Below are 25295 nucleotides of genomic sequence, written 5' to 3' on the forward strand. Positions count from 1 at the left end.
TGGCTGGGATAGCAGGATTCGAACCTACGAATGATGGAGTCAAAGTCCATTGCCTTACCGCTTGGCGACATCCCAATATTAAATATGGGGTGAACGATGGGATTCGAACCCACGACAACCAGAGCCACAATCTGGTGCTCTACCAACTGAACTACGTCCACCATATTTGGTGCGCCATCAGGGACTCGAACCCAAGACACCCTGATTAAGAGTCAGGTGCTCTACCAACTGAGCTAATGGCGCATAATGGTGCGTCTTAAGGGATTCGAACCCCTGGCCCACGCCTTAGAAGGGCGTTGCTCTATCCAGCTGAGCTAAAGACGCATATCAAACAACATTGATTATTTTACTAAATCCAACATCTTTTGTCAAGATGTTTTTTGGAGCGGGTAGTGGGAGTCGAACCCACCTTTTCAGCTTGGAAGGCTGGAGTATTACCGATATACGATACCCGCATAAACTGGTCGGGGTGACAGGGATCGAACCTGCGACCTCATGGTCCCAAACCACGCGCGCTCCCATCTGCGCTACACCCCGGTTGCTTTCACAACTTGGTAACCTTTCGGCGACAAAGATTATTCTACACGATGTTATTATTAGAGTCAATACCCTTTTTGAAAAAAGTTTTTGAACCACTTTTCTTTATAAACCTAGTATTTGTAATACTTTGCGCCGATATACCAATTTATGTAACCAAAAGTTTTAAGATTAAAACGAATTGAAATATTCAGAATATAATTAATTACTCATATGTATTACAGTTCTACTAAATAAGGGTATAAAGGCTTTCCTTCCTCAACTTCTATGAAGGCTATACTTCTTTTGCTCATTCTAGGAAGTGAGGCACTGCCTGGATTTACAAGCCATATATTGCTATGTTGAGTTACAAGTGATTGATGAGTATGACCAAATAAAGCAGCATCAGCAGCTACTTCTTTTGCCTTAAAATATATGGAATTTAAATCATATTTTACATTGTATTTATGTCCATGAGTAATAAAAAGTTTTTTATCTAAAACTTCAACAATCATATCTACAGGGTAATTATTGGAGAAGTCACAATTCCCTTTAACACCATAAACTTTTCCATTGTAATTCTTAATGATATATTCTAAATCAGTTATATTATCACCTAAATGAATCAATATATCACTCTTATTTATCATTCTTTTTACTTTCTCTATATACTCTGTAATACCATGAGTATCACTAACTACAGCTACGAGCATTTCTATTATGCCTCCAAATTTAAATTAGATTCTTTAATGCTTTTTTTACAACGTCTAATGCTTTGCCCCTGTGGCTTATTGAATTCTTCTCATCAGCTGTCATTTCTGCAAAGGTCTTATTAAATTCTGGCACGAAAAATAGAGGATCATAGCCAAACCCTTCTACTCCTGCTAATTCTTCTTTTATAACGCCATAGGCTCTTTCTTCTACCTTTACAGTTTCCCCATCACTATTTATTAAAACTATAGCACAAACAAAAGATGCACTCCTTTTTTCAGTTGGTACGCCCTTTAATTTTTCTAATAGCTTTTCATTATTTTTTTTGTTATTTCCGTGTTCTCCTGCGTATCTTGCAGAATACACGCCTGGTTCTCCATTTAGATAGTCAACTTCTAGTCCTGAGTCATCTGCCATTATAAGAAAATCCTGCATTCCTTTTTCTTTTACATATTCATAAATTTCACTAGCTTTCTTATAAGAGTTTTCTAAAAATGTCTTACCGTCCTCTACCACATCTATATCTATATCACAATCTTTAAGAGATTTTACTTCTACATTTACATCACTTAATATTTGCTTTATTTCTTTTATTTTATGATCGTTATTACTTGCTACAATAATCGACTTCACTTTATTTTCCCCCTGTACCTATCCATAAACTATCTGTTTTCAATACATCTTTTTGTGCTTGAATTATGTGTTTAACGCCTCTTTCACCTAATGATAGCAGCTCATCTAAATCTTTTCTTGAAAAAGGACTTTCTTCTCCAGTTCCTTGTACCTCAATGAACTCTCCGCTATCCGTCATAACGATATTCATATCGACTTTAGCCTTAGAATCTTCTTCATAACATAAATCTATAATTTTTTCATCGTTTAATATTCCAACACTTACAGCTCCGACAAAACTTCTTATCGGAAAAACTTTAAAGGGCTGATTCTTATGAAGCCTGTTAACTGCATCTACTAGGGCTACAAATGCGCCAGAAATTGATGCTGTCCTTGTTCCTCCATCGGCTTGAATAACATCACAATCAATCCATATAGTCTTTTCTCCAAGTGCTTTTAAATCTACCACAGATCTTAGAGCTCTTCCAATAAGTCTTTGTATCTCCATAGTTCTACCATCTATCTTTAGCTTAGCTATATCTCTCGGTTTTCTAGATTGAGTTGATCTAGGTAACATATTATATTCTGCAGTAATCCATCCCTCTCCACTACCCTTTAAAAATGGTGGCACCTTTTCCTCTATTGATGCATTACATAATACCTTTGTATCTCCCATTTCTATAAGTACTGAGCCTTCTGCATACTTTGTATAATTTCTTGTTAGCTTTATAGGTCTTAAACCCTCATTTTTTCTTCCGTCTATTCTCATAAAATTGCCTCCTTCATAAATATCATATAGAAAAAAGTTCATCTCTTTCAGGTTGAGGAACTATAACTTCTCCTTCTAATTCTTTAACTAATATTCCTTCATCATTTGTTATATTACCAATTATAGTAGAATTAATTCCATTTTTCATTAGTAGTTTTACAAGCTCTTCACCATTTTTAGTAGTTATAATCATGCTTCCAGAAGATATTAATTTAAGCGGATCTATATTAAATACCTTACATACCTTTTTAGTTACAGCCGTAACAGGCATTCTATCTTCATATACTTTAAATCCTACATTAGAAGCATCAGCAAGTTCCCAAAGCGCTCCTAGCACTCCACCTTCAGTAATATCATGCATACTATTTACGCCGAACTTTCCACTTACTTTCCCTTCCATTATAACACTAATTTTATTAATATATTCTTTAGCTTCGTTTATCTCTTCTTTTGTTAGTACATCTTTTAGTTTTTCGATTTTATCATTTACTATTATATTAGTACCTTCTAAAGCAAGACTTTTGGTTACGACTATATCATCACCAATTTGAGCTCCTGCTGTTGATACTGCTTTCCCACTAATGCATTTACCTAGAACGGTACATGAAACAACAATTCTGTTTACTGCAGAAGTTATTTCAGTATGTCCTCCAATTATTTCCACATTTATCTTTGAGGTTTCTTCATCAATTTGCTTCATTACATCGTTTATTTCTTCAAAGGTAGTATTTTCTGGCGCTAGTATAGTAACCAATATAGCCATAGGATCTACTCCACAGGATGCTACATCATTACAATTCACATGAACAGCCAGTCTTCCTATGTTTTCAGCTGCACCAGTTATGGGATCAGTAGATATTACACATTCATATTCTCCAAAGTCTATAACAGAGCAATCTTCTCCTACTCCATTTCTTACTCTTACTTCATCTCTCTTAACTGATTTATTGTTATTTATTAATCCTTTAAGATCATCCCAGTTTAATTTTCCTGATTTCATAAATGTTCTCCTTGTTTATATATATACGTATGCAATTTTTCACTGCAACAAACATATTATTAATATAAGTATTAATTTTATGAGGTGGATACATTGAAGTATATAGGTCCTTTTTTTAGAATAAATAGTCTGACTTCATTGGAGATAGAAAGCCAGCTATTCTTTCTTTCACGGGAAGCCCTGAAACACATCGTATTACAATCTCGTTGTGGTCTAATTTCCTCAACAAAAACTTCCAAAAAGTATCTTTCTAACAATGATATTAACATAATAAAAGATTTTTCTCCACTTTTATGTATTTATAAAAAAGGGTCTCCAAAGTTTGCATCAACTAAGCATTTTCACGGTTGGTCTGAGGATGGTGTCAAGAAAGAAATTAGTAGCTCCTCAAATGCATTGATGACTTTGAGTATATTAGAACTTTCAGAGTTTTATGCAAAGTTTGAGAAATCTTCTAGTATCAACTATTCAATGGCAAAGATTTATAGAGCCCTAGCTAAACAACAGTTAGATTTTTATTCTAAACAATTAAGAAACACAGATGGCGTTTTTGTGGATAAAAAGAATTTATCAGAAGGGAATAGCGAATTCAATCTTATCGATAAAGACAAAAAATTTAAATTTTCTGATCAAGCTTTAATGATGGTTGCATATTACCTTTATTGGAACATATGTACATTTGATGAGGATAGAGAAATGTATAAGGATTTTTCTCTAGACATATTAAATATGTTTATAAACTATAAGGAAGAAATTTACGACTTATCCTTCCAGGAATGCTGCAAGATTTGTTTTGCATTCAATGTTCTTTACAAGTATTCCAATAATAATGATGTAAAATTATTCTTAATTGATATTACAGATTATTTAATAGACAAATACAATGAGAAGAATTACATCCTAGATAATTTAGATTACTCTTGCTTAATGGCAATAAATCTTCATTTATCTTATAAGAATACAGGAATTGAATCTTTTAAAGATAATTTCTTGCAAATTAGCGAGAGACACAAAAGATTATTTGATGATAATTCAGGAATCTTTTTGAAGCCAATGGAAAAGAAGGATATAAAATATGATTGCACTGAAGTGAATAATTATATGATAAATATGCTTCTTTATGAAGAATATGAATCTTCAAGAGATTTTAAGGCTATGATTTCTACACTATTTAGACAGTTTTATATCACTTCAGGACTTGTTATTTCTTGGCCTGATGCCCCATCATTAGATAGCGATGAGAGATATAAGAATCTAACTCTTAACTCAGCTGATCTTATTGACGAATCAATGTTTAGAGTTAGTACTACTCCATCACCAGACACCACTGGCACAGCCCCAATATTCTTAAAGAAAATTGCATATTCAAAAAAGAAGGAAAACTTCACAACCACTAAGATAACTTTTGATAGTGCAAAGAATTTAACTAACTTCTTTAACATAATATTTCTATTCAAAGATACTATTCTAAAATCTTTTTTCTTCACCGAAGATACATTCCCTAAAGAAAAAGTAGAAGTAGGAAATAGCGAAAATAAAGAGTTAGATATTACAGACGAGATAACTGATGATATTAGCAATAAACTTTAAAGAGGAGCATAACTTTGCTCCTCTTTTTTTGCTTCAAAACTGATAGTATATATCTATAATTAAATAATTGATTTATTTATAAATTATTATAATTATTTAATATTCTAATCACCAGAATTAACTTCCAATTGGTTAAGATTTAAAATTCCATCTTTACTAAAGGTTATACTTTTCACCTTATCAGACTTAACACAAATTAGATTATTAAAAAGTAATGGTACTATATAGTTATTATCCCTTAATAGTTTCACAAGACTTTTATTTTTACTATCTACAGTTTCATCTTTCTTTAAGGTATTTGTGGATATCATATCATTAATATCTTTATTATCTATAGTTTTCCCCTTATTATTTGCAATCCACTTATTCACTAACTGACCGTATGTGTCAGAACTAGACGTTATATCTTCTAGCAATAATTCATAATCACCAGTGGACACAGCCTTCTTTAATTGATCTTTATCTAATAGATTGTATTTTACGGTTATATTATATATGTCTTTAAGATTTTTTGATATGAATTCACATATACTTTTATTCTCATCACTTTTTAAACATACTAACCTTAAAACATCACCCTCATAGCTTGATTTACTAAGCAGATTACTAACTTGTTCCTTAATTGAATCTAAGTTTTTCGAATCATCTGCAATAGTGGAGCTTACAATACTTTCATTTGATTTCAATGCTTTTCTCTCTAACTCCCCTAGAGCTAGCTGAAATCTATCTTCTTTTACTAAAGAATTACCTGTTATAGTATTCAAAATAGACTTCTCTAACGCTCTTCTCATGCTCAGATTGGTCTTATTATTCTTAGTATCCGGATTAAATTCTATAACCTTCATAGTATCATTAGGAAATATCTCCACTAGATTTTTAGACGATAACCTAGATATCTCACTGTTAGGGATGTTTAATATTATATCTACATCCTTTTTAGATTCAAAATCTGCTAATGCAAGTTCAGCACCAGTGAATACTTTTAATATTATTTTTTTTGCATTTGTACTTTTTTTGTTCCAATACTTTTCATTAAGATCTAGTTCTATTTCCTTATCCTCATTTACATTTTTTATTGCATATGCCCCCGAGTATTTAATGGAGGAAAATTTTTCTTTATAGTTATCTAAATTATCATCAAGCTCTCTAAGTTTAAAATATCCCTCAGACAGCTTCTTTAAGAAACTATCATCTCTTACATTCATTCTGAACTTTATCACATTTCCATCTTCTTTTGATATGGCAACATTTTTTTCAAAAGTGCCTTTTCCTTCATGATAGTCTTTTACTCCATATACATTATAGAGCTCACTTACGTATTCATCCTTATTTTTATTTGATGTAATGCTCTTAAAAAACTTCAAAAAATCATCTGCTGTTATTCTATTACCATTGCTCCAATAAATATTATTTCTTAGTTTAAAAATATATTCTAGTCCATCTTTACTTACTGAATAGGACTCTGCAAGATCTGGCACTATATCACCATTTTCATTTTCACTGACTAATCCATCAAAAATTGAATAAATAAAATCCTTGTCCCGAAGACTTAATTTATTAGTTATGTTTATAGAATCAGGAAACTTTTCTACGGCATAGGTTATCGAATTACTATCAGTAATATTATTATTTTTTGGTATTATATTAGTACAACCTTGCAAGGTAACAACAACTATAATTAATATCAATAGTTTGGAAAGCTTTCTTTTCATCAATATACTCTCCTTTAAGAAATATATATCTGAATTATGTCCAAACATTAATAATATTAATCATACCGGCAGATATCTATTGAAATCTAATTTATCATATTTTAAATGTTCATTATACTTTTTTTTACTCCATATTTGTCTTTTCAGAAAGGCCTTGCTATCTTCTAAAAAAACTTTAGGATAAGATAACTTCCAATTGTTCAATTTATATATTTCTGCTTGAAAAACTCCTGTAGTAATAAAATAAGCTTTATCCACTTCCATAAGCTCTACTAAATCTATGAAACTATTATAATCTTCTTTAAATACTACTAAGGTTTTATTAAACTTCAATAAAACTTTTTCTCTTTTTCCTATAAGCTTTATTTCAAGAGTTAATCTATCTTTAATAATTACTTCGTATTGTATCCCATATATCCAACAGTTCTTCGTCAAATTTTTAAATACCACATCTATCGGTACTCTTTTAAACTTTAATATTGCTTTATCTAATGACTCTTTATGAAGCTTATAATATATTGAACTGATTACCCCAACATTGCCTCCAAATTCTTAATTTATCATATTATAGGATATGCTACATATCCATTACAAACTACATTTTAATTAAATTTATCAAAATAAAAATTTACAAACTTGATAAAATTTCTTAAACAGATTATTATAGTATTATAATTTATGTATATGATTACTAAGTCTACATATAAGTTAGTACCAAATTTAATTATAAAGTTATTTAAAGATGAAACACTTCAATCCAAAATCTTTTTTTAACCCCCTCACAGCTTGAGGTTAGGTAATTTAGAAATATGAAGTTTATTACGAAGTGGTACATCCATATATTCAAAAATAGCATAATATATTTACGGAGGTTTTGGTAATGTTACTTGCAATAGAGATAATTGGTGTGTTATGTATGGTTACTATAATTTTTGTGGCAATTTGGGGATTTATAATAGCTAAATATGCTTATAGCCAAATAAAATATCAAAACTATCTATTAGAAAAACTTACTCAAAATATTTATCTATTAGTGACAAAAAACAAAAGTCTATCGGAGATAATTGGCGATACTAATACTAATAATATAAATGAAAACAAAAAAACAGATGGTGAAATCTAACCATCTGTTTTTTGGTTAACTCATAGTACGAAATTAAGTGGCTATGCATCCAATGCTTTAATGAGCTTACGCAAAGAATTAATATGATTTTTTCATATTCCATGGCTAAAACTGTAAACTCACTACGTTCGAACAGTACAGTTTTTTAACGCCATTCCATCTGAAAAAATCATTTAATTCTAATTGCTCGCTCATATAGCATCTCCTGCATAACCACTTAATTTCAACAATAGTCTTAAACATAGCCTTAATGTAAGATAATATTACTATTATCTTACATACATGCTCATAAAAAATATTGAGATTGAGGCTATTATAAAGCATATCACTGGATATGTTATCCTTTTGCTACCTTTTTCAAATAGATAAAATCTAATACCCCATAAAATCATAGTGGCACATAGACCTATCTGTATTGGGTAATACGAGTTAAAAATTTCAGATATATAAATAAACTGATAGGTTGTAAGTAAAGTAAGAATTATATTTATACTTGTAAGCACAGCTGCCAACGGACTTAATATAGTTATAACTCTTTTCATTTTACCCCCCTATAAGACTGTTAAAGTCATCCTCTGATAAGATAGTCAATCCAAGTTCTAAAGCCTTTGTATACTTTGAACCAGCATCTTCTCCAACTATTACATAGTCAGTCTTTTTACTAACGCTTCCTGAAACTTTTGCACCGAGTGATTCCAACTTATCTTTTATTTCTGTTCTGCTATATGATGCTAGTGAACCTGTAACAACAACAGTCTTTCCTTCAAAAGGATTTTCCTTAACTTCTGATTCCTCAAACTTAGGTTTTACACCGAGTGTAAGCAGCTCATTTATAGTTGTTATGACCTTTTCTTCTGAAAAGAAATCTATTATGCTCTTTGCAACTATACCACCTATATCACTAACACCTATAAGTTCTTCATAAGTTGCTTTTTCAATGTTCTCTATGTTTTTAAATCTCTTAACAAGATCCTTTGCAGTTTTAACACCTACATTTGGTATACCTAATGCATATATAAATGAATGTAACTGACAATCTTTACTTTTTTCCACAGCATTAAGTAGATTTTGGGCCTTTTTATCCCCAAACTTCTCAAGAGTTAACAGACTTTCCTTTTCAAGTTTATATAAATCTGTTATAGATTTGATATCAAGCTTTTCAAATAATTGTTCTGCAGTCTTTTCTGAAAACCCTTCAATATTCATAGCTTCTCTTGAAGCATAATGGACTATAGTTTTAACCATTTGTGGTTTACAGGACAAAGTATTATCACAGAAATAATGTGCTCCATTAAGCACTATATGGCTGCCGCAAGCAGGACATGTTGTTGGAGGTACAATTTCTTCTGTATCTTCATTAAGCTCCCCAGCAACTCCCATTATCTCAGGAATTACGTCGTTGGATCTTCTAACAAATACTTCAGCCCCTATTCGCACTCCTTTTCTTCTTACATCGTCCATGTTATTAAGTGTAGCTCTCTTTACTGTAACCCCTGCTAACTCTACCGGTTCTAATAATGCAGTAGGACTAACTCTTCCACTTCTTCCAACATTCCATTCTACATCCAATAGTTTTGTTGTTGCTTCTTGTGCTTCGAATTTAAAAGCAATCGCCCATTTAGGAAACTTGATTGTATAGCCAAGCAATTCCCTAGTCCTCATATCATCAATAGCAACAACGGCTCCATCTATATCATAGTTAAGTTCAAATCTTATATTTTTTATATATTCTATTTCATTCTCTATCTCTTCCATGTTATGACATACCTTCATATAATCATCCATTGGAAATCCTTTTTCCTTTATAAAACTCATCATTTCTTTGTAGGTCTTGAAAGGATTTCCTTCTTTATAACCTACATCGTAGAAAAAGGCTGATAGATTTCTTTTTGCAGTTTCTTTTATATTAAGGTTTCTAAGCGCTCCAGCTGCACCATTTCTTAAATTTTTTAAAGGAACTTCTGATACTTGGTTATACTTATCAAAAGCTTCTTTAGTCATTATAGCTTCACCATGAATCTCTAAAACATCATTACAGCTTATTTTAAGTGGAAGAGACTTTATGGTTTTTGTCTGTGCAGTTACATCTTCACCTATTTCACCGGTGCCTCTTGTTGCTGCCTTTATAAGTACCCCATTACTGTCATAAGTACAGTTTATGGTTAGGCCATCAAATTTCTTAGTAACTATATATCTTATAGCTGGAAGTTTATCCTCATGGGTTCTATTATAATCATCAATAAACTTAATATTTCTATTATGCCACTCTCTAAGTTCTTCTACAGTTTGAGCCTTATCTAGGCTCCATAATCTTGCTTTATGAGTATATTTAGAAAACTCTGCAAGAGCAGTGTCACCAACTCTTTGGCTCGGAGAATATGGAAGTATATAAGAAGTTTCTTTTTCAAGAGTAACTAATTCATCATATTTTTTATCATAGTCTTTATCTGATACTGAAGGGTTACTTAATGTATAATATTCATACGCATACCTATTTAACTCTTCTACCAACTCATCTATTCTCTTTATTTTATCCATGAAAGCACCTCTCAATCTAACTGAGCTTTAAACTATAGGATTCTCTCGTTCATAATTAATATCCTACAATCAAAAATTCATCTCATATTTAAATAACTTTTTATAAAAGCTCTAAAGGAGCAAAGCTTAATAATAAAGTTTTTATACCTTGACTATCAAAAGCTATTGTGAGCTTAAGATCATCACCTTCATTTATTGTCTTTATAATAGTTCCTACACCAAACTTTGGATGCCTTATTTTTCTTCCCATAGTGGCTTCATTCTTTGTAAGCACTCCTCCTGAGCTGCTATCTAATGTTTCTTTTAATTTTCTAGCTGCATCAAGCATTGTTTCTTTTGAGCCACCTCTATTTGAAGAATAGTTATTATTATAATCACTTCTTAAGCTATGTGGATTTCTGTTAAAATCCCTTCCACCATAGCTTGATGAAGCCATCATAGAACTTCTTGTAGAAAGACCTGCACTTGTATTTCCTTTTACAAAATCCTTCAACTCTTTAGGAATTTCTGCTATAAAATCAGATTGTGGATATGCCACAGTTCTTCCGAAAACTTTTCTAACTTCTGCTGAAGTCATATAAAGTACATTTCTTGCTCTGGTTATTCCAACATAACATAGTCTTCTTGATTCTTCCATTTCACTTTCCGAATCAAAGGATGCTGTACCTGGGAATATTCCATTTTCCATACCAACCATAAATACCACAGGGAACTCTAACCCCTTAGCTGAGTGAACAGTCATCATAACTAAAGTATCTGCATTTTCATCCATATTATCAACATCTTGAACTAATGCAACCTTTTCTAAGAATGCACTTAGAGATTTATCTTCTTCATTACTCTTTTCAAAATCAACTGCTGCTGAAACTAATTCTTTTAAGTTTTCAACTCTACTTTGATCTTCTGGCTCTTTAGAATCTTTAAGTTCTTTCATATATCCACTTTTATCTAAGATATATTCTATAAGCATTGATACAGGTATCTGCTCAGACATATCCATTAGGTTCTCCATAAGATCTGTAAACTTTCTTATTGAAGATATATTTCTAGGTGATAAAGTTGATATATTTTCACAGTCTAGTAGAGAGTTATAAAGACTATCATCATATTCATTTGCAAAATCCATAACTTTCGATACAGTTGCATCACCTATATTTCTCTTAGGTACATTTACTATTCTTCTAAGACTTATTGAATCAGCTGGATTGTTTATCACTTTGAGATAACCCATTATGTCCTTAATTTCTTTTCTATCGTAGAATTTAAGTCCTCCAATTATTCTGTACGGAATATCTCTTTTAATAAAGCAATCTTCAAATATACGTGATTGAGCATTTGTTCTATACAGAATAGCAAAGTCTTTATATGTTAAGTCCTTCTCTTCCATAAACTTCTTTATTTCTGACGCTATAAATTGCGCTTCATCATTATCAGAAAAGGCTCTGTAAATTCTAATTTTTTCTCCATTTTCCGCTTCTGTTCTAAGTACTTTTGACTTTCTATTGCTGTTGAACTTAATAACATTGTTTGCAGCATCTAATATATTAGCTTTTGATCTATAGTTTTGCTCTAGTTTTACAACCTTAGCACCTGGATAATCCTTTTCGAAGTCTAGTATATTTCTTATATCTGCACCTCTCCAAGCATAAATACACTGGTCATCATCACCAACTACACAGATATTTTTATGCTTCGAAGCTAGAAGTTTCACAAACTCATACTGACATCTATTAGTATCCTGATACTCATCTATCATCACATATTTAAACTTATTTTGATAAAAATCAAGTACTTCAGGATTGTTTTGAAATAACTCAACAGTTTTAAAAATCAAATCATCGAAATCTAAGGCATTGTTGTCTTTTAGCCTTTTTTGGTACATTATATATAAATCTGCAATTTTATTTCCTCGGAAATCACTCTCATATTGTCTTTTATATTGAGTTGGAGTAATTAAGTTATCTTTTGCTTTACCAATCTTCGATATAATTTCTTGTTCTGTAATGTCTTTATCATTTATATTAAGCTGCTTAATGCATTCTTTCACTAAAGCTTTTTGATCATAACTATCATATATTGTAAAGTCCTTTTTATAACCAAGTTTCTCTATCTCACGTCTTAAAATCTTTACACAAGAAGAGTGGAAAGTAGAAATCCACATACTATCTGCCCTATCTCCAATTAAAGATTTAACTCTTTCTCTCATTTCTTGAGCAGCTTTGTTAGTAAAGGTTATAGCCAAAATATTATATGGTTGTATAGCCCTTTCCTCTAACATATATGCTATTCTATAAGTTAAAACTCTTGTCTTTCCAGAGCCTGCACCTGCAAGTATAAGTAACTGTCCATCTACAGTAGTAGCTGCTTCATATTGTTCCTTATTCAAAAGATTTTTCAAATCCATATAATCACTCCTTAAATATTAAAAATCCTCTAGGTTGTAACACCTTGATTTTTTATGCATCTTACCCTCTAATCCTATGTGATTAAAAATTGATGTTAAAATCAACTTTTCTGCACAGTAAAGACTATATCATTTAGTACTTTACTTATAATAAAATCTATAAATTTCAAAAAGGGAATCATATTTTTATAAATGCAAAAAGAGGAATATTATTCCTCTTTTTATTATAGTCAAGTATGGTTATATTATATCATATTTATTACTTTTGTTGGTATATAAAGATATACCATTTATATAGATAAACTACTTATTGAAATTTATCAAAATGAAGATTCATGGTTCGCGAAAATCACTCTCTTAGTCAATCAATATAAGCTATTAGGATCTCCTAGATATTCTTTATACATAAATGAGAGTTTAATGGTATATACTATATATTAATTTATATTAAAAATGCAATTTCACAGTAGCTCCATGATTTATTTCTTGCAAATATATTTTTTGACAAATAAAAAAAATCGCTTAAGCGACTTTCTTCAGTGATTTTTTTGCACATCTGCTTTTCCAAATGTATATGAGGAAAATTGGGCAGGCGACATATTCTTCTTTTTTTATTCTTTAACTTATATTATGTCTTAAGACTGTTGACATAACTATCCGCAGATCTCTTTAAATTATAATTTACTAAAAAATAAAAAAACGCAACCCTTGGGGCTAGGTTGCGCTTCAGCAATAAGCAATAAATAAAAAGGGGGCTATTTATTCCTTTTATTTATCCTTGCAGAATTATTATATATAATTGCTTTTTAAAAAGCAAGTCTATTTTGAAAAAAATATTGTAAATAATATATTACTATGAATGAAAAAATTTCATATTTTAGCAATTTATTAACACATTTAGCTCTTCTTCTGTCAATTCTCTATATTCGCCTTCTTCTAAACTTTCATCCAATGGTAAGTTTCCAAACTTTATTCTTCTAAGATATACTACCTTTTTCCCTACTGCTTCAAACATTCTCTTAACCTGATGATACTTTCCTTCTTGAACCGTAACTAAAACCTTAGACCCTTCTTCTGTAGCTTCCTCTATCTCAAGCTTAGCACTCATGCATTCATATCCATCATCAAGTACTATCCCTTTTTCAAAAGCTTTTATATCTTGTTCATTGACAGCCTTATCGATTTCAGCATAATACACCTTATCAACATGCCATTTAGGGGATATAAGCTTGTGATTTAGCTCACCATCATTAGTTATAAGTAAAAGTCCTACCGTATCCTTATCTAGTCTACCTACAGGAAAAGGTTCAAAAACCTGATGTTCTGGATAAAGAAGATCTATAACAGTCTCATCCCTATTATCAAAAGTTGCAGATATTACACCATCCGGTTTATTCATCATTAAATATATGTATTTTCTATAGAATATTTCTTCACCATTAATAACTATCTTAGATTTTTCTGGATCTAGCTGTAGTCCGTTGTCCTTTACAACCTTATCATCAACAACTACTCCACCAGCTTTAACTAATGCCTTTATCTCTTTTCTTGAGCCATATCCCAAGTTTGAAAGAATTTTATCAAGTCTCTCCAAAATAACACTCCTTTGTTTTTTATATATTGCAACTAGCTAACATAAAAGACTGCACCAAAAAGTACAGTCTTCTTATTATACACCATTTCTAAAATAATTCATTACGTTACCTACGTAATTTACTGTTTCACGAGGCATTTTATATATCTCACTTGATGAACCAACACCTCTTCTTTGCATTGTCCCAGGACCACCATTATATGCAGCTAAAGCCATTTCTGTATTTCCATTATATTTATCCAAATATCCTTTTAGAAGTTTCGTACCACCGTCTATATTCTGTTCTACACTAAAAGGATCTGTAATTCCTAATCCACTAAAATTTTCAGGCATAATCTGCATGATACCTGTAGCTCCAGCACCTGAAACAGAATAAGGGTTAAAACCAGACTCTTGCTTTATTATTGCTCTTATCAAATCTTGATTAACCCCATATTTTTGAGAAGCCTGTGCTATAGCATTGTCAATTCTAGCCATATTGCTACCACTTGTGCTAGAACCTTTAGAGGTTAGCTTTAAAACTGCATTTGAATAAGGATTTAAATTATTTAAACCTAATTGCGTAGTTCCATCATAGGAATCAAGTGAAGTTTGCCCTAATTTACTAAGATCAGTTCCAGCTAAAACATTTTGATCTACTGTAGTTCCATTATCAGAAGTACCACCAGTTAATGCACTTAATATATTACTGTTACTGTTGTCTTCTGTAAGATTCTTCATAAGACTTTCCATAACCATATCGAAGGCTGGAGAATCACCCATTGCCTGTTTCATATATGTAGAAAGCATCTGAACTCCTAACATCTGTTCTGCATTATCTATTTTCATTAACTCACATCCTAAAGCTTAATTATATAATCGGTTTATATGTAAAAAACTTATGATAAAAACAAAAATATCCATCTTTCTTATTATCGCTATAATTATTTTATCACTTTAGAGATTAATTTGTATATTATCACTTTTTTATATTTAACATCATCACTTAATTTTAATATTTTTACTTTCATTTATATTATTGACTTTTAATATGTAGTTATTCTTGCTATAGAGTTAATAACTCCTTTATATAAGTTTAGAACTGTATGTTTACTATAAATTTTTATATTCTTTTAATTCTAAAAAGTTTTATTTTTATAATTAAAAGAATATAAAATTATAAATAGTTATGAAGGTAACTACAATTATTTAAGATGAAATATCTAGGTGTAATTAACAAACAAGACTCCTATCACAATATAATGATAGGAGCCTAGATTAAATCTTACTCTTCAACTTTAAATTCAACAACATCGTAGTCTTCATACGCACATTTCTTATAATAACTTTTTGCAAGAACCAATATTCTGTATGAACCTTCTATAAATGGCATCAAAGTATAATAGCTCTTTCTTGAATATTTCTGTACCAATATCCAATTTCCTTTTTCCATTAGGTAGAACTCATAACAAACCTCTTTCCCACCACAACTTTCTACATTAATGTTTATTTCATCACTAATCTTATAAGAAGTTTTATTGCACAGTATTTTAGTTCCAGTTACTGGTGGTGCCTCATTTACATAAATAGTAATGGATTTTTTGCTATCAAACCCTTCTATGCACTTCTTATTTTTTGCATACATTTCTACTATATACTTACCAGCTCTTTTTGGCTTAAAAGTAAACTTTTTGTTGGTTATAAAATCTGTTTCCTCAACTGTATGACCATCAATTAATATTGCATACTTTACTAAAGTATCCTTAGTATTTTGGCTTATTACCTCAAATTCAACATCATCATCTATCAGATAATACTCTTTAGACGGAAGAAGAACATAATCTATATTTCCTTCAATGTACTCTTTAACATTAAAATATATAAATTGATGACTATCATATTCTTTATCTGAATATTTATCTTTCACCTTAATTTCAAGTTCGTATTCACCAGAAACCTCAGGTGTGAAATTAACCCAGTTAGCATTTCCATAGCTTACTCTTTCTTTTTCTTTTTTATCTTTATAAACCACAAAACTATACTTTGGATCTATACCACCTTCTGTTATAACCTTTATATTTATCGGCTCATTTATTATATAGTGATTATTTCGATCCACCACTACATCTGTTATTTTTACAACCTTTTGTCTTTTTTTCTCCACAAAGAACTCTAGGCTTTTCTTATCTTCAAATTCACCTGTAAAAGATTCATCTCTAACAAACAAAGTAATTCTGTACTGTCCTTCATACTTAGGTTCCCACAAAAAACTGCTTGTCCTTATATATCCTGAATCTTCACCATAATTACCATCAATCTTGAACTTATATAGCAGGTGTTTTCCACCTTCAACTACAGCTTTAAGTAAAATCTTACTTCCTTCTGCTTGAGGGGAATTAAGATCAGTAGTAAAGCTCTTTATATTTATAGCATGATACGGCTTTACCTCATACACCATTATAGCTCTATCGTCGTATTCTCTCTCAGAATACATATCTCTTGCTAAACATAATATTTTATAACTTCCAGGTATCTTTTCACAAAAGCTTACCATTCTTCTTGAAGAATAATCTTGTATACAAACCGTCTTTCCATCTGGATTAATCTTCAAAAACTTATATAAAGTTGTTCTAGTATCATCTTGCCTTGTATATACTTGAAATATTAACTCCTCTTCAACAAGTAAATCACTAGTAAGACATTTAAAATCTATAATCTCAGGTCTTGCTATATCCTTAACTCTAAAAGACACTGTCTTAAAGTCATCAAAATTATCTTTCGACTCAGGAACCTTGCACTCAACCAATATATCATGCTTACCCACTTCAGTAGCAGTGAAAGACAAGGTATTTTCTGTGCAATAATCTTTTATAAGCTCCCAACCATCTTTTCCACTAATCCAATATTTATACATAGATGGAGCACTATTAGTTTCAACCTGAATGGTTATCTTTTTTCCTATTTCTATTTCTTCACTTTCTATATATACATCTTTAATGAGATTTTCTGGTTTTTCACCTATAAGGAAATCGCCCCTTACTATAAAATCAAAAGGCTTTTTTGACCCTTCTTTTTTTACTTGTACCATTATAAAATACTTACCATCATTTTTTGGTATCCAAGTACAACTAGCATCTTTTGAAAAGTCTTTAATCTCATCCCATATACCATCTTTCCCCACTAAAAACTTAAAAAAATACTCTTCACTTGAATAATTACCTATACTTATGTTTATTGCTGCATCTTTTTCTTGAGGACTATTTTTGTCAAATACCAGAACTAACTCTTCCATAAAATCTCAGCACCTCTTGTTTATTATTTTCACCCTTTGGTATATACCCCAATCTTAGGTATCTAATTTTTCTCTAACTGATTTAGTTAAATGCTTTTTTTCAGTAAAAGCTTTTTTAATATCTAAGGTTACATTAATACCTTTATCCATATTTATGAACTACTATATCAAAATAATTATATTATATTTCCCATTAATTGTAAAATGATTGTTTTATTTTTACAATCTATATTGTATATTTCAGAAAACTCTTACTTTTTATGATAAAACATAGAGTATCAAATAACAAGCTAAAGATTCCAATATTATCTATAAATTAAGATCTATATTTGAAAATACTATTTAAGTTTAGAGGTTATGCAGGAGATGCTATATGAGCGAGCTATTAGAATTAAATGATTTTTTCAGATGGAATAGCGTTAATAAACTGTACTGTTCGAACGTAGTGAGTTTACAGTTTTAGCCATGGAATATGACAAAATCATATTAATTCTTTGCGTAAGCTCATTAAGGCATAGGATGCATAACCTCTAAATTTCATAAAGTCAAAATAATAAAAAGCTTGAAAGATGTTTTATCATTCTTCCAAGCCTTTTTGTATTAATCTCTTTAATGAGTTATATAGTTTTAAATCATCATCTTCAGTTCTTTTCTTATGAGTTCCAGTTCTGCCACCACTTCTTCTAACTTTTTGAGATATATGTCTTTCAAAAAGCAGTCTATCGATATTTTTATCATCGTATATATTGCCTTTTGGGTTCAACGCGTAGCATCCTCTTCCAAGAACCATTGCTGCCACTCCATAGTCCTGAGTTATTATTATATCCCCTTTTTTAGCGTTGTTTATTATATACATATCCACACTTTGAAATCCACTTTCCACAATAACAATCCTGCTATAATCTGACGATATCAAATGATGCATATCGCAATATATATCAACTTCTATATTATGTTCCTTAGCTGCTTTTTCTATATATGCCTTCCCTGGGCAACCATCACCATCTACAATTATTTTCATGCTTCTCTCCTTCTTATTTTTTAATTGCTTAATATAAAGATACTCCATCTTTTCTATGCAAACTCAGTTATTAATTCTACCAACCATTAGTGAGAAATAATTACTATTTGAGATTGGTCTATCTATACTAAGTATTCCCTTTACTATCATACTTAATTTAATATTATTATTTCAATAAAGATGCTTCCATTATACTCTTTTGGTACCCCTATAAAAATATGTTTGAGAATATTGTTGAAATTAATAGAAACTCAGCACTAATGCTGAGTTTCTTAAAAAAATTATAATCTGCCTTCAAGTTCTTTCTTTAAATCTTCAAAGCCTGGTTTTCCAAGTAAAGCAAACATATTTTTCTTGTATGCTTCAACACCTGGTTGATCAAATGGGTTTATTCCTAATAAGTGACCACTTATACCACATGCTTTTTCAAAGAAGTATACTAATTGACCAAAGTAGTATGCTGAAAGTTCTGGAACATTAACAATAACGTTTGGAACTCCACCATCATTGTGAGCTAATACAGTACCTTGGAAAGCTTTCTTGTTTACGAAATCCATAGTTTTTCCTGCTACGAAGTTTAATCCATCTACATTGTCTTCAGTAGCTTCTATAGTTATTTCTTTCTTAGCTTTTTCTACGCTTATAACAGTTTCAAATATATCTCTTCTTCCATCTTGGATATATTGTCCCATAGAGTGAAGATCTGTTGAGAAGTCAACTGCTGCTGGGAATATTCCCTTGTTGTCTTTTCCTTCTGATTCTCCGTATAATTGTTTCCACCATTCATTGAAGAAATGAACTGATGGTTCGTAGTTAACTAGTATTTCTATTGACTTACCTTTGTTGTAAAGAGCATTTCTAACTGCTGCATATTTGTAGCAATCATTATCAGCTAAAGAAGTATTTGCATAAGCTTCTCTTGCATCTGCAGCTCCTTGCATTATTTCATCTATGTTGATTCCAGCTGCTGCTATTGGAAGAAGTCCAACTGCTGTTAAAACTGAGAATCTACCACCAACATCATCAGGAATAACAAAAGTTTCGTATCCTTCAGCGTCAGCTAAAGATTTTAATGCGCCTCTGCTCTTATCAGTTGTAGCAAATATTCTTTCCTTTGCTCCATCTTTACCATATTTCTTTTCCATATAGTCTTTAAATACTCTGAACGCGATTGCAGGCTCAGTTGTAGTACCTGATTTAGATATTACATTTACACTTATATCAAGACCTTCAACAGCCTCAAGTAATTCTGCCATATATGTTGAACTTATGTTATTTCCTACGTAGAATACAGCTGGTGCTTTTCTCTTGCTAGCTGGTAAACAGTTGTGGAAGTTATTTGTAAGCATTTCAATTGCAGCTCTTGCACCAAGGTAAGAACCACCGATACCTATAACTATAAGCGCATCAGAATCAGATTTTATCTTCTCTGCAGCTTTCTTTATTCTTGCAAATTCATCTTTGTCATAATTTACAGGAAGATCAACCCATCCTAAGAAATCTGAGCCAGCTCCTGTTTTGTTGTGTAACTTATTATGAGCAGAAAGAACCATGTCTTCCATATATCCTACTTCATACTCATGTAAGTAAGGTGCAACCTTTGATAGGTCTAAAGTTAATCCCTTTTTCATATTACTACCTCCAAAATTTTAAGACTAATAGTATATTATATATTTTAATATTATAAGCAATTGAAAAATCGCTAATGCGTTTTTTATTGGTGATTTTTTTACGCATCTGCCTTTTCACAACTAATGTGAATAAATTCTGGCAAGCGATAAAAAACAAAAAAATATTATCGTATGGTCTATCTTAACCACACTCTTGTAATAAATAGCATTATAAGGGTAAAAATAATTATTGCGATTATTAGCATTGGTAGTATTATTATGTATTGAGCAATCATTATAGCTAAAAGATCTTTAAAGGTAGGTTTGTCCTGTTCTTGCTGTTCTTGCATTTCTTTTATAAATTGCTCTTCTTCACTTAGTATTTTCTCTTCTTTCTTCCCAACTTTGAACAATAATTTCACCTCATATTAATTTATCATTTTGTATTATACCACAATAAGCTAGTACAAGAAATCTTTTCTATAATATTTTTCACCTTTAGAAAAAGGTTGTAAAAAGCTCTAATTTCTTATTGCTCCTTTGTACTTTGTGTATATATTAAAAATTATCTATCTCATTAAGACCATTACATTTTTATCTACTATAATTATATTAAGTATATATTGTATTTAGCTTCATAATAAATTTGTAAAAATAGCCTAAATAGAAAAAAGCCTAAGCTTTGGCTTAGACTTTTATTTTAATTAATCAACTAAGTGACAAGCAACCCAGTGTTCATTTCCAACATTCTTATATTCTGGAATCTGCTTAGAGCATTTTTCCATAGCATAAGGACATCTTGTGTGGAACTTACATCCTGATGGCGGATTTGCTGGTGAAGGGATATCACCTTTAAGCAGTATTCTTTCTCTCTTTAAAGTTGGATCTGGTACAGGAACTGCTGATAAAAGTGCCTTTGTATATGGGTGCAATGGATTATCATATAATTCCTTTTTAGGAGCTAGCTCAACCATGCTTCCAAGATACATAACCCCAACTCTATGAGATATGTGCTTAACAACACTTAAATCATGAGATATAAAAAGATAAGAAAATCCTCTTTCTTGCTGCAAGTCAGTCATAAGATTTATAATCTGAGACTGTATTGAAACATCAAGTGCAGAAACAGGCTCGTCTGCAACTATAAAACTAGGATTTAATATAAGTGCTCTTGCGATACCTATTCTCTGTCTTTGTCCACCTGAGAATTCATGTGGATATCTCTTCATATGATATGCTGCAAGACCACTTCTCTCAAGTGTTTCTGCAACTAAGTCTGGAATCTGATCCTTAGTTGCTATGCCATGATCAAGCAAAGATTCACCTACAAGCTCTCCAACAGATAATCTTGGATTTAAAGAACTATAAGGATCTTGGAATATCATCTGCATCTTTGGTCTTATGGATCTTAAATCATTTTTACTTAATTCAAATATATCTTTACCTTCAAATATTACTTTTCCTTCTGTTCTTTCAAGCAGTCTTAATATAGTCCTTCCAGTAGTTGATTTACCACAGCCTGACTCACCAACTAAACCTAAAGTTTCTCCCTTTTTTAATTCAAAGGATACATCATCAACAGCTTTAACATTACCAACTGTTTTTTGTAATATTCCAGCTTTAATAGGGAAATACTTTTTTAGATTTTCAACTTTTAATAGTGTATTATCTTCCATATTATTTTCCCTCCTCATAAAGCCAGCATGAAACCTTGTGTATAGGACTTACATTTATTAATGTTGGTTGCTTATCCTTACACTTGTTCATACATCTATCACATCTTGAATTAAAATAACAATTGTCAGGCATTCCTATTGGATTAGGAACTTGACCTGGTATTGAATAAAGCTTATCCCCTGTTTCTTCAGTTAGAAGCGGTTTTGATTTAAGTAATCCTTGAGTATATGGATGAAGTGGATTCTTAAACAATTCTTCAACAGGTGCCTCTTCTATAACCTTACCTGCATACATTACTACTACATAATCAGCCATTTCAGCAACTACTCCAAGATCATGTGTTATAAGCATAATCGAAGTATTTAACTTCTTCTTTATATCTCTCATAAGATCAAGAATTTGAGCTTGTATTGTAACGTCTAACGCTGTAGTAGGCTCATCTGCTATAAGAAGTTTAGGGTTACAGCTAACAGCCATAGCTATCATAACTCTTTGTCTCATACCTCCTGAAAGTTCATGAGGATATGATTTCATTATTTGTTCAGCTCTAGGAATTCCAGTGATTTTTAGAACCTCTATTGCTTTTTCTTCAGCTTCATGTTTTGAAAGTTTTTGATGAAGTATTATTGCCTCAGTTAATTGTTCTCCAATTCTAAAAACTGGATTAAGAGATGTCATAGGCTCTTGAAATATTACCGAAACCTCATTACCTCTCATATTTCTTAATTCTTCTTCAGTAAACTTTAGTATGTCTTTTCCATTAAATAGTATCTCTCCACCAACTATCTTTCCTGGAGGATTAGGGATTAGTTTCATTAGTGACATCGCAGTAACCGATTTACCACAGCCTGACTCACCAACAACACATACAGTTTCCCCTTCTCTTATATTAAAGCTAACATCATTAACAGCTTTAACAATACCACCACCAGTGTAGAAATAAGTCTTTAAGTTTTTAAATTCTACTAAATTTTTAGCCATCCTTTTATCCTCCTACACTTTAAGTTTAGGATCTAATGCGTCTCTTAATCCATCACCAAATAGGTTTATTGCCATAACCGTTAAGAATATGCATATTCCAGGTGGCATCCAAAGCCATGGTTGAAATTGAAGTGCATATGAGTCCTGTGCTGCTTGTATCATATTTCCCCAAGTAGGTGTTGGTGGCGTTACTCCAAGACCTAAGAAGCTTAGAGCCGATTCCGTAAGAATGGCACTACCAATTCCTAAAGTTGCAGTAACTATTATAGATGCTAATGTATTTGGAAGTAAGTGTACAAACATCTTTCTTCTATCTTTTAAACCGAGAGCTTCCGCAGCTTGCATAAATTCTTGTTCTCTAAGAGATAAAATTTGGCCTCTTACTAAACGTGCAAGACTCGGCCAGCTTAAAACACCTATTACAATCATAACAACATATATCTTATATTTAGGGTTGATTCCCATATCCATCATAACTGCACCGATCATTATTAAAAGCGGTAAAAATGGAAAACATAATAATATATCTACAAATCTCATTATTAAGGAATCAATAATCCCACCATAATAACCAGCCATTATACCAAGTGCTGTTCCTATAATAACCTCTATACTTACAGCAACAACACCAACAGCAAGAGATATTCTTCCTCCATACATAAGTCTTGCAAGCACATCTCTACCAAGATTATCTGTTCCAAGTGGATGTTGTGCTGTAGGATCTGCTAATGCATTTAGAAGATCTGACTTTTCCCAAAGCATTGTAGTACCTCCGCCTCTTATAAGCTCATCTATCCATGGTCCTATATAGGAGAAGATAATTAATGCGAGCAATATATATAAACCAGCCATTGCAAGTTTGTTTTTTCTTAAATTCTTCCAAGCTAAACTCCAAGGGCTTTCAATCTTTTCTTTCTTATTAACAACTTCTTTAGCCTTAGGTTCTTTTTTTATCATTTATTCCACCTCCTATTTCAATCTTATTCTTGGGTCAACCAAAGCATATGCCACGTCTGCAAGTAGGTTTCCTAAAAGTGTTAAAATGGCAAGCATTAAGTTTGTACCCATTAGAAGGTAGTAATCTCTTGAATTAACTGCAGCAAGTTGAACAGGTCCTATTCCAGGCCAGTTAAATATACTTTCTGTCAGTGTAGCTCCAGAAAATAAACCTGGGATTGAAAAACCTAATAATGTAATGACAGGGATAAGTGCATTTCTTAAGGCATGTTTGTAAATAACAACCTTTTCCTTAAGTCCCTTTGCTCTTGCAGTTCTTATAAAGTCTTGTCTTATAACTTCAAGCATACTTGAACGAGTATATCTCATCCAACCTGCTACTGAACCGAGTGTTAAAACTATAAGCGGTAAAAGCATATGCTTTATAACATCTAAAAAATATTCGAAGCCAGTATAATGACTTCCTGCTGTTGTCATACCTGAGAATGGTAGTATCTTTAAATCTACACCAAACCATTTTATAAGTAATAATCCGAAAAAGAATGAAGGAATAGATATTCCTATGAGTGCGAAAATAGTAAACACTTTATCAAATAGTGAATACTGCTTTGTGGCTGAAACAACTCCTATTGGAACTGCTATTAAAACTCCTAACACAAGTGAAGCAAGTGATAGGTAAAAAGAATTTGGTATAAAATCCTTCATTACTTGTGATACAGGTTTTTGATAATACATACTTTCACCAAGGCTTCCCTTAGTTACAAGTTCCTTTACCCAATAATAATATTGAGTAGGCTTTGATTGATCCAAGTGATACATTGCTCTTAATTCCTGTTTTCTTTCAACACTCATATGTGGGTCCATATTAGCAGTAATTGGATCACCTGGTGCTAACGCGAAAATTAAGAAAATGATTAATGATATACCAACTATTGTCGGTATCATTTGAAGTAGTCTTCTTATAATGTACTGTCTCATCGTACCCCCCCTAAACTTTTTATTTTGCCTAAGCAAATAGGCTATACTTTTATATTTTGCCACTCTAAAAATTAAATTTTCCTACATCTATATAATGAAAAACTATGCTCAAATTAACGCAATTATGAGATTACTTTTAAATATATAGAATAATTAGATTAAATTTTTAAGATTAGCACTTTTAAGCACCTTTTCTTGCCAATGATTAAGAATTATTAGTTAAATATAGCA

21 protein-coding genes and 6 tRNA genes are annotated in these 25295 nt (G+C 31.4%); 2 read left to right on the forward strand and 25 right to left on the reverse strand.

What is annotated here, in order from left to right:
• The 10 genes from bsdtw1_RS17885 to bsdtw1_RS17930 all read right to left on the reverse strand — a co-directional run bounded on the left by bsdtw1_RS17885 (position 1) and on the right by bsdtw1_RS17930 (position 3608).
• Positions 1-75 (reverse strand) — tRNA-Gln (locus bsdtw1_RS17885).
• 10 nt (positions 76-85) lie between these two features.
• Positions 86-161, reverse strand: a tRNA-His gene (locus bsdtw1_RS17890).
• Between the two features lie 6 nt (positions 162-167).
• Positions 168-243, reverse strand: a tRNA-Lys gene (locus bsdtw1_RS17895).
• 4 nt (positions 244-247) lie between these two features.
• A tRNA-Arg gene (locus bsdtw1_RS17900) sits at positions 248-324 on the reverse strand.
• A 57-nt stretch (positions 325-381) separates the two neighbouring features.
• A tRNA-Gly gene (locus bsdtw1_RS17905) sits at positions 382-455 on the reverse strand.
• A 6-nt stretch (positions 456-461) separates the two neighbouring features.
• A tRNA-Pro gene (locus bsdtw1_RS17910) sits at positions 462-537 on the reverse strand.
• A gap of 218 nt (positions 538-755) precedes the next feature.
• Positions 756-1229, reverse strand: a complete 474-nt coding sequence (locus tag bsdtw1_RS17915; RefSeq protein ID WP_183278891.1) for a metallophosphoesterase — start codon at positions 1227-1229, stop codon at positions 756-758.
• Positions 1230-1248: 19 nt separating this feature from the next.
• Positions 1249-1860 (reverse strand): XTP/dITP diphosphatase, encoded by a 612-nt coding sequence (locus bsdtw1_RS17920; protein ID WP_183278892.1) that lies wholly within the window; start codon positions 1858-1860, stop codon positions 1249-1251.
• Position 1861: 1 nt separating this feature from the next.
• The gene (gene rph / locus bsdtw1_RS17925; RefSeq protein ID WP_183278893.1) at positions 1862-2608 is read right to left on the reverse strand and encodes a ribonuclease PH; all 747 of its coding nucleotides are present in this window, start codon (positions 2606-2608) and stop codon (positions 1862-1864) included.
• Between the two features lie 22 nt (positions 2609-2630).
• Positions 2631-3608 (reverse strand): AIR synthase family protein, encoded by a 978-nt coding sequence (locus tag bsdtw1_RS17930; RefSeq protein ID WP_183278894.1) that lies wholly within the window; start codon positions 3606-3608, stop codon positions 2631-2633.
• A 93-nt stretch (positions 3609-3701) separates the two neighbouring features.
• On the opposite strand from bsdtw1_RS17930, the gene bsdtw1_RS17935 reads away from it, so the two are divergent.
• Positions 3702-5198 carry a hypothetical protein gene (locus tag bsdtw1_RS17935; RefSeq protein ID WP_183278895.1) on the forward strand — a complete coding sequence of 499 codons (1497 nt, stop codon included), beginning with the start codon at positions 3702-3704 and terminating at the stop codon, positions 5196-5198.
• Between the two features lie 104 nt (positions 5199-5302).
• On the opposite strand, the gene bsdtw1_RS17940 is transcribed toward bsdtw1_RS17935, so the two are convergent.
• Both bsdtw1_RS17940 and bsdtw1_RS17945 read right to left on the reverse strand, forming a co-directional pair.
• Positions 5303-6910, reverse strand: coding sequence for a peptide ABC transporter substrate-binding protein (locus bsdtw1_RS17940; RefSeq protein WP_183278896.1), 1608 nt, complete (start codon positions 6908-6910; stop codon positions 5303-5305).
• 60 nt (positions 6911-6970) lie between these two features.
• The gene (locus tag bsdtw1_RS17945; protein WP_183278897.1) at positions 6971-7345 is read right to left on the reverse strand and encodes a hypothetical protein; all 375 of its coding nucleotides are present in this window, start codon (positions 7343-7345) and stop codon (positions 6971-6973) included.
• Positions 7346-7790: 445 nt separating this feature from the next.
• Between bsdtw1_RS17945 and bsdtw1_RS17950 the strand changes: the two genes are divergently transcribed.
• Entirely contained in the window at positions 7791-8033 is a 243-nt protein-coding gene (locus bsdtw1_RS17950; protein WP_183278898.1) for a hypothetical protein, read from the forward strand.
• Between the two features lie 269 nt (positions 8034-8302).
• Here bsdtw1_RS17950 and bsdtw1_RS17955 read toward each other — a convergent pair whose 3' ends face one another.
• The 13 genes from bsdtw1_RS17955 to bsdtw1_RS18015 form a co-directional block, all read right to left on the reverse strand.
• Positions 8303-8575, reverse strand: coding sequence for a hypothetical protein (locus bsdtw1_RS17955; RefSeq protein ID WP_183278899.1), 273 nt, complete (start codon positions 8573-8575; stop codon positions 8303-8305).
• A 1-nt stretch (position 8576) separates the two neighbouring features.
• Positions 8577-10571, reverse strand: a complete 1995-nt coding sequence (gene ligA, locus bsdtw1_RS17960; RefSeq protein ID WP_183278900.1) for an NAD-dependent DNA ligase LigA — start codon at positions 10569-10571, stop codon at positions 8577-8579.
• Between the two features lie 100 nt (positions 10572-10671).
• Positions 10672-12975 (reverse strand): DNA helicase PcrA, encoded by a 2304-nt coding sequence (pcrA, locus tag bsdtw1_RS17965; protein ID WP_183278901.1) that lies wholly within the window; start codon positions 12973-12975, stop codon positions 10672-10674.
• Between the two features lie 877 nt (positions 12976-13852).
• Entirely contained in the window at positions 13853-14569 is a 717-nt protein-coding gene (locus bsdtw1_RS17970) for a 16S rRNA pseudouridine(516) synthase (RefSeq protein ID WP_183278902.1), read from the reverse strand.
• A gap of 75 nt (positions 14570-14644) precedes the next feature.
• Positions 14645-15397, reverse strand: a complete 753-nt coding sequence (locus bsdtw1_RS23645) for a lytic transglycosylase domain-containing protein (protein ID WP_183278903.1) — start codon at positions 15395-15397, stop codon at positions 14645-14647.
• A 436-nt stretch (positions 15398-15833) separates the two neighbouring features.
• A complete protein-coding gene (locus tag bsdtw1_RS17980) occupies positions 15834-17840 on the reverse strand; it encodes a triple tyrosine motif-containing protein (protein ID WP_183278904.1) in 2007 nt (668 codons plus the stop codon).
• A 577-nt stretch (positions 17841-18417) separates the two neighbouring features.
• Positions 18418-18861 (reverse strand): YaiI/YqxD family protein, encoded by a 444-nt coding sequence (locus tag bsdtw1_RS17985; RefSeq protein ID WP_183278905.1) that lies wholly within the window; start codon positions 18859-18861, stop codon positions 18418-18420.
• Positions 18862-19142: 281 nt separating this feature from the next.
• Positions 19143-20492, reverse strand: coding sequence for a glucose-6-phosphate isomerase (locus bsdtw1_RS17990; RefSeq protein ID WP_183278906.1), 1350 nt, complete (start codon positions 20490-20492; stop codon positions 19143-19145).
• A 176-nt stretch (positions 20493-20668) separates the two neighbouring features.
• Entirely contained in the window at positions 20669-20884 is a 216-nt protein-coding gene (locus bsdtw1_RS17995; RefSeq protein ID WP_183279890.1) for a hypothetical protein, read from the reverse strand.
• A 291-nt stretch (positions 20885-21175) separates the two neighbouring features.
• Positions 21176-22147 (reverse strand): ABC transporter ATP-binding protein, encoded by a 972-nt coding sequence (locus bsdtw1_RS18000; protein WP_183278907.1) that lies wholly within the window; start codon positions 22145-22147, stop codon positions 21176-21178.
• A 1-nt stretch (position 22148) separates the two neighbouring features.
• The gene (locus bsdtw1_RS18005) at positions 22149-23129 is read right to left on the reverse strand and encodes an ABC transporter ATP-binding protein (RefSeq protein WP_183278908.1); all 981 of its coding nucleotides are present in this window, start codon (positions 23127-23129) and stop codon (positions 22149-22151) included.
• Positions 23130-23141: 12 nt separating this feature from the next.
• A complete protein-coding gene (opp4C, locus tag bsdtw1_RS18010; protein WP_183278909.1) occupies positions 23142-24086 on the reverse strand; it encodes an oligopeptide ABC transporter permease in 945 nt (314 codons plus the stop codon).
• Between the two features lie 12 nt (positions 24087-24098).
• Complete coding sequence (locus bsdtw1_RS18015) at positions 24099-25064, reverse strand: ABC transporter permease (protein ID WP_183278910.1); 966 nt, start codon at positions 25062-25064, stop codon at positions 24099-24101.
• Positions 25065-25295: the final 231 nt, after the last annotated feature.

Origin of the sequence: Clostridium fungisolvens (assembly GCF_014193895.1) — a bacterium.
Classification (GTDB): domain Bacteria; phylum Bacillota; class Clostridia; order Clostridiales; family Clostridiaceae; genus Clostridium_AR; species Clostridium_AR fungisolvens.

Coding starts and splice junctions, on each gene's coding strand:
- pcrA (WP_183278901.1), bottom strand. CDS start 12,975: ATGGATTTGAAAAATCTTTTGAATAAGGAACAATATGAAGCAGCTACT.
- bsdtw1_RS18000 (WP_183278907.1), bottom strand. CDS start 22,147: ATGGAAGATAATACACTATTAAAAGTTGAAAATCTAAAAAAGTATTTC.
- bsdtw1_RS17990 (WP_183278906.1), bottom strand. CDS start 20,492: ATGAAAAAGGGATTAACTTTAGACCTATCAAAGGTTGCACCTTACTTA.
- bsdtw1_RS17980 (WP_183278904.1), bottom strand. CDS start 17,840: ATGGAAGAGTTAGTTCTGGTATTTGACAAAAATAGTCCTCAAGAAAAA.
- rph (WP_183278893.1), bottom strand. CDS start 2,608: ATGAGAATAGACGGAAGAAAAAATGAGGGTTTAAGACCTATAAAGCTA.
- ligA (WP_183278900.1), bottom strand. CDS start 10,571: ATGGATAAAATAAAGAGAATAGATGAGTTGGTAGAAGAGTTAAATAGG.
- bsdtw1_RS17985 (WP_183278905.1), bottom strand. CDS start 18,861: ATGAAAATAATTGTAGATGGTGATGGTTGCCCAGGGAAGGCATATATA.
- opp4C (WP_183278909.1), bottom strand. CDS start 24,086: ATGATAAAAAAAGAACCTAAGGCTAAAGAAGTTGTTAATAAGAAAGAA.
- bsdtw1_RS17950 (WP_183278898.1), top strand. CDS start 7,791: ATGTTACTTGCAATAGAGATAATTGGTGTGTTATGTATGGTTACTATA.
- bsdtw1_RS23645 (WP_183278903.1), bottom strand. CDS start 15,397: ATGAAAATAGATAATGCAGAACAGATGTTAGGAGTTCAGATGCTTTCT.
- bsdtw1_RS18005 (WP_183278908.1), bottom strand. CDS start 23,129: ATGGCTAAAAATTTAGTAGAATTTAAAAACTTAAAGACTTATTTCTAC.
- bsdtw1_RS17930 (WP_183278894.1), bottom strand. CDS start 3,608: ATGAAATCAGGAAAATTAAACTGGGATGATCTTAAAGGATTAATAAAT.
- bsdtw1_RS18015 (WP_183278910.1), bottom strand. CDS start 25,064: ATGAGACAGTACATTATAAGAAGACTACTTCAAATGATACCGACAATA.
- bsdtw1_RS17940 (WP_183278896.1), bottom strand. CDS start 6,910: ATGAAAAGAAAGCTTTCCAAACTATTGATATTAATTATAGTTGTTGTT.
- bsdtw1_RS17955 (WP_183278899.1), bottom strand. CDS start 8,575: ATGAAAAGAGTTATAACTATATTAAGTCCGTTGGCAGCTGTGCTTACA.
- bsdtw1_RS17915 (WP_183278891.1), bottom strand. CDS start 1,229: ATGCTCGTAGCTGTAGTTAGTGATACTCATGGTATTACAGAGTATATA.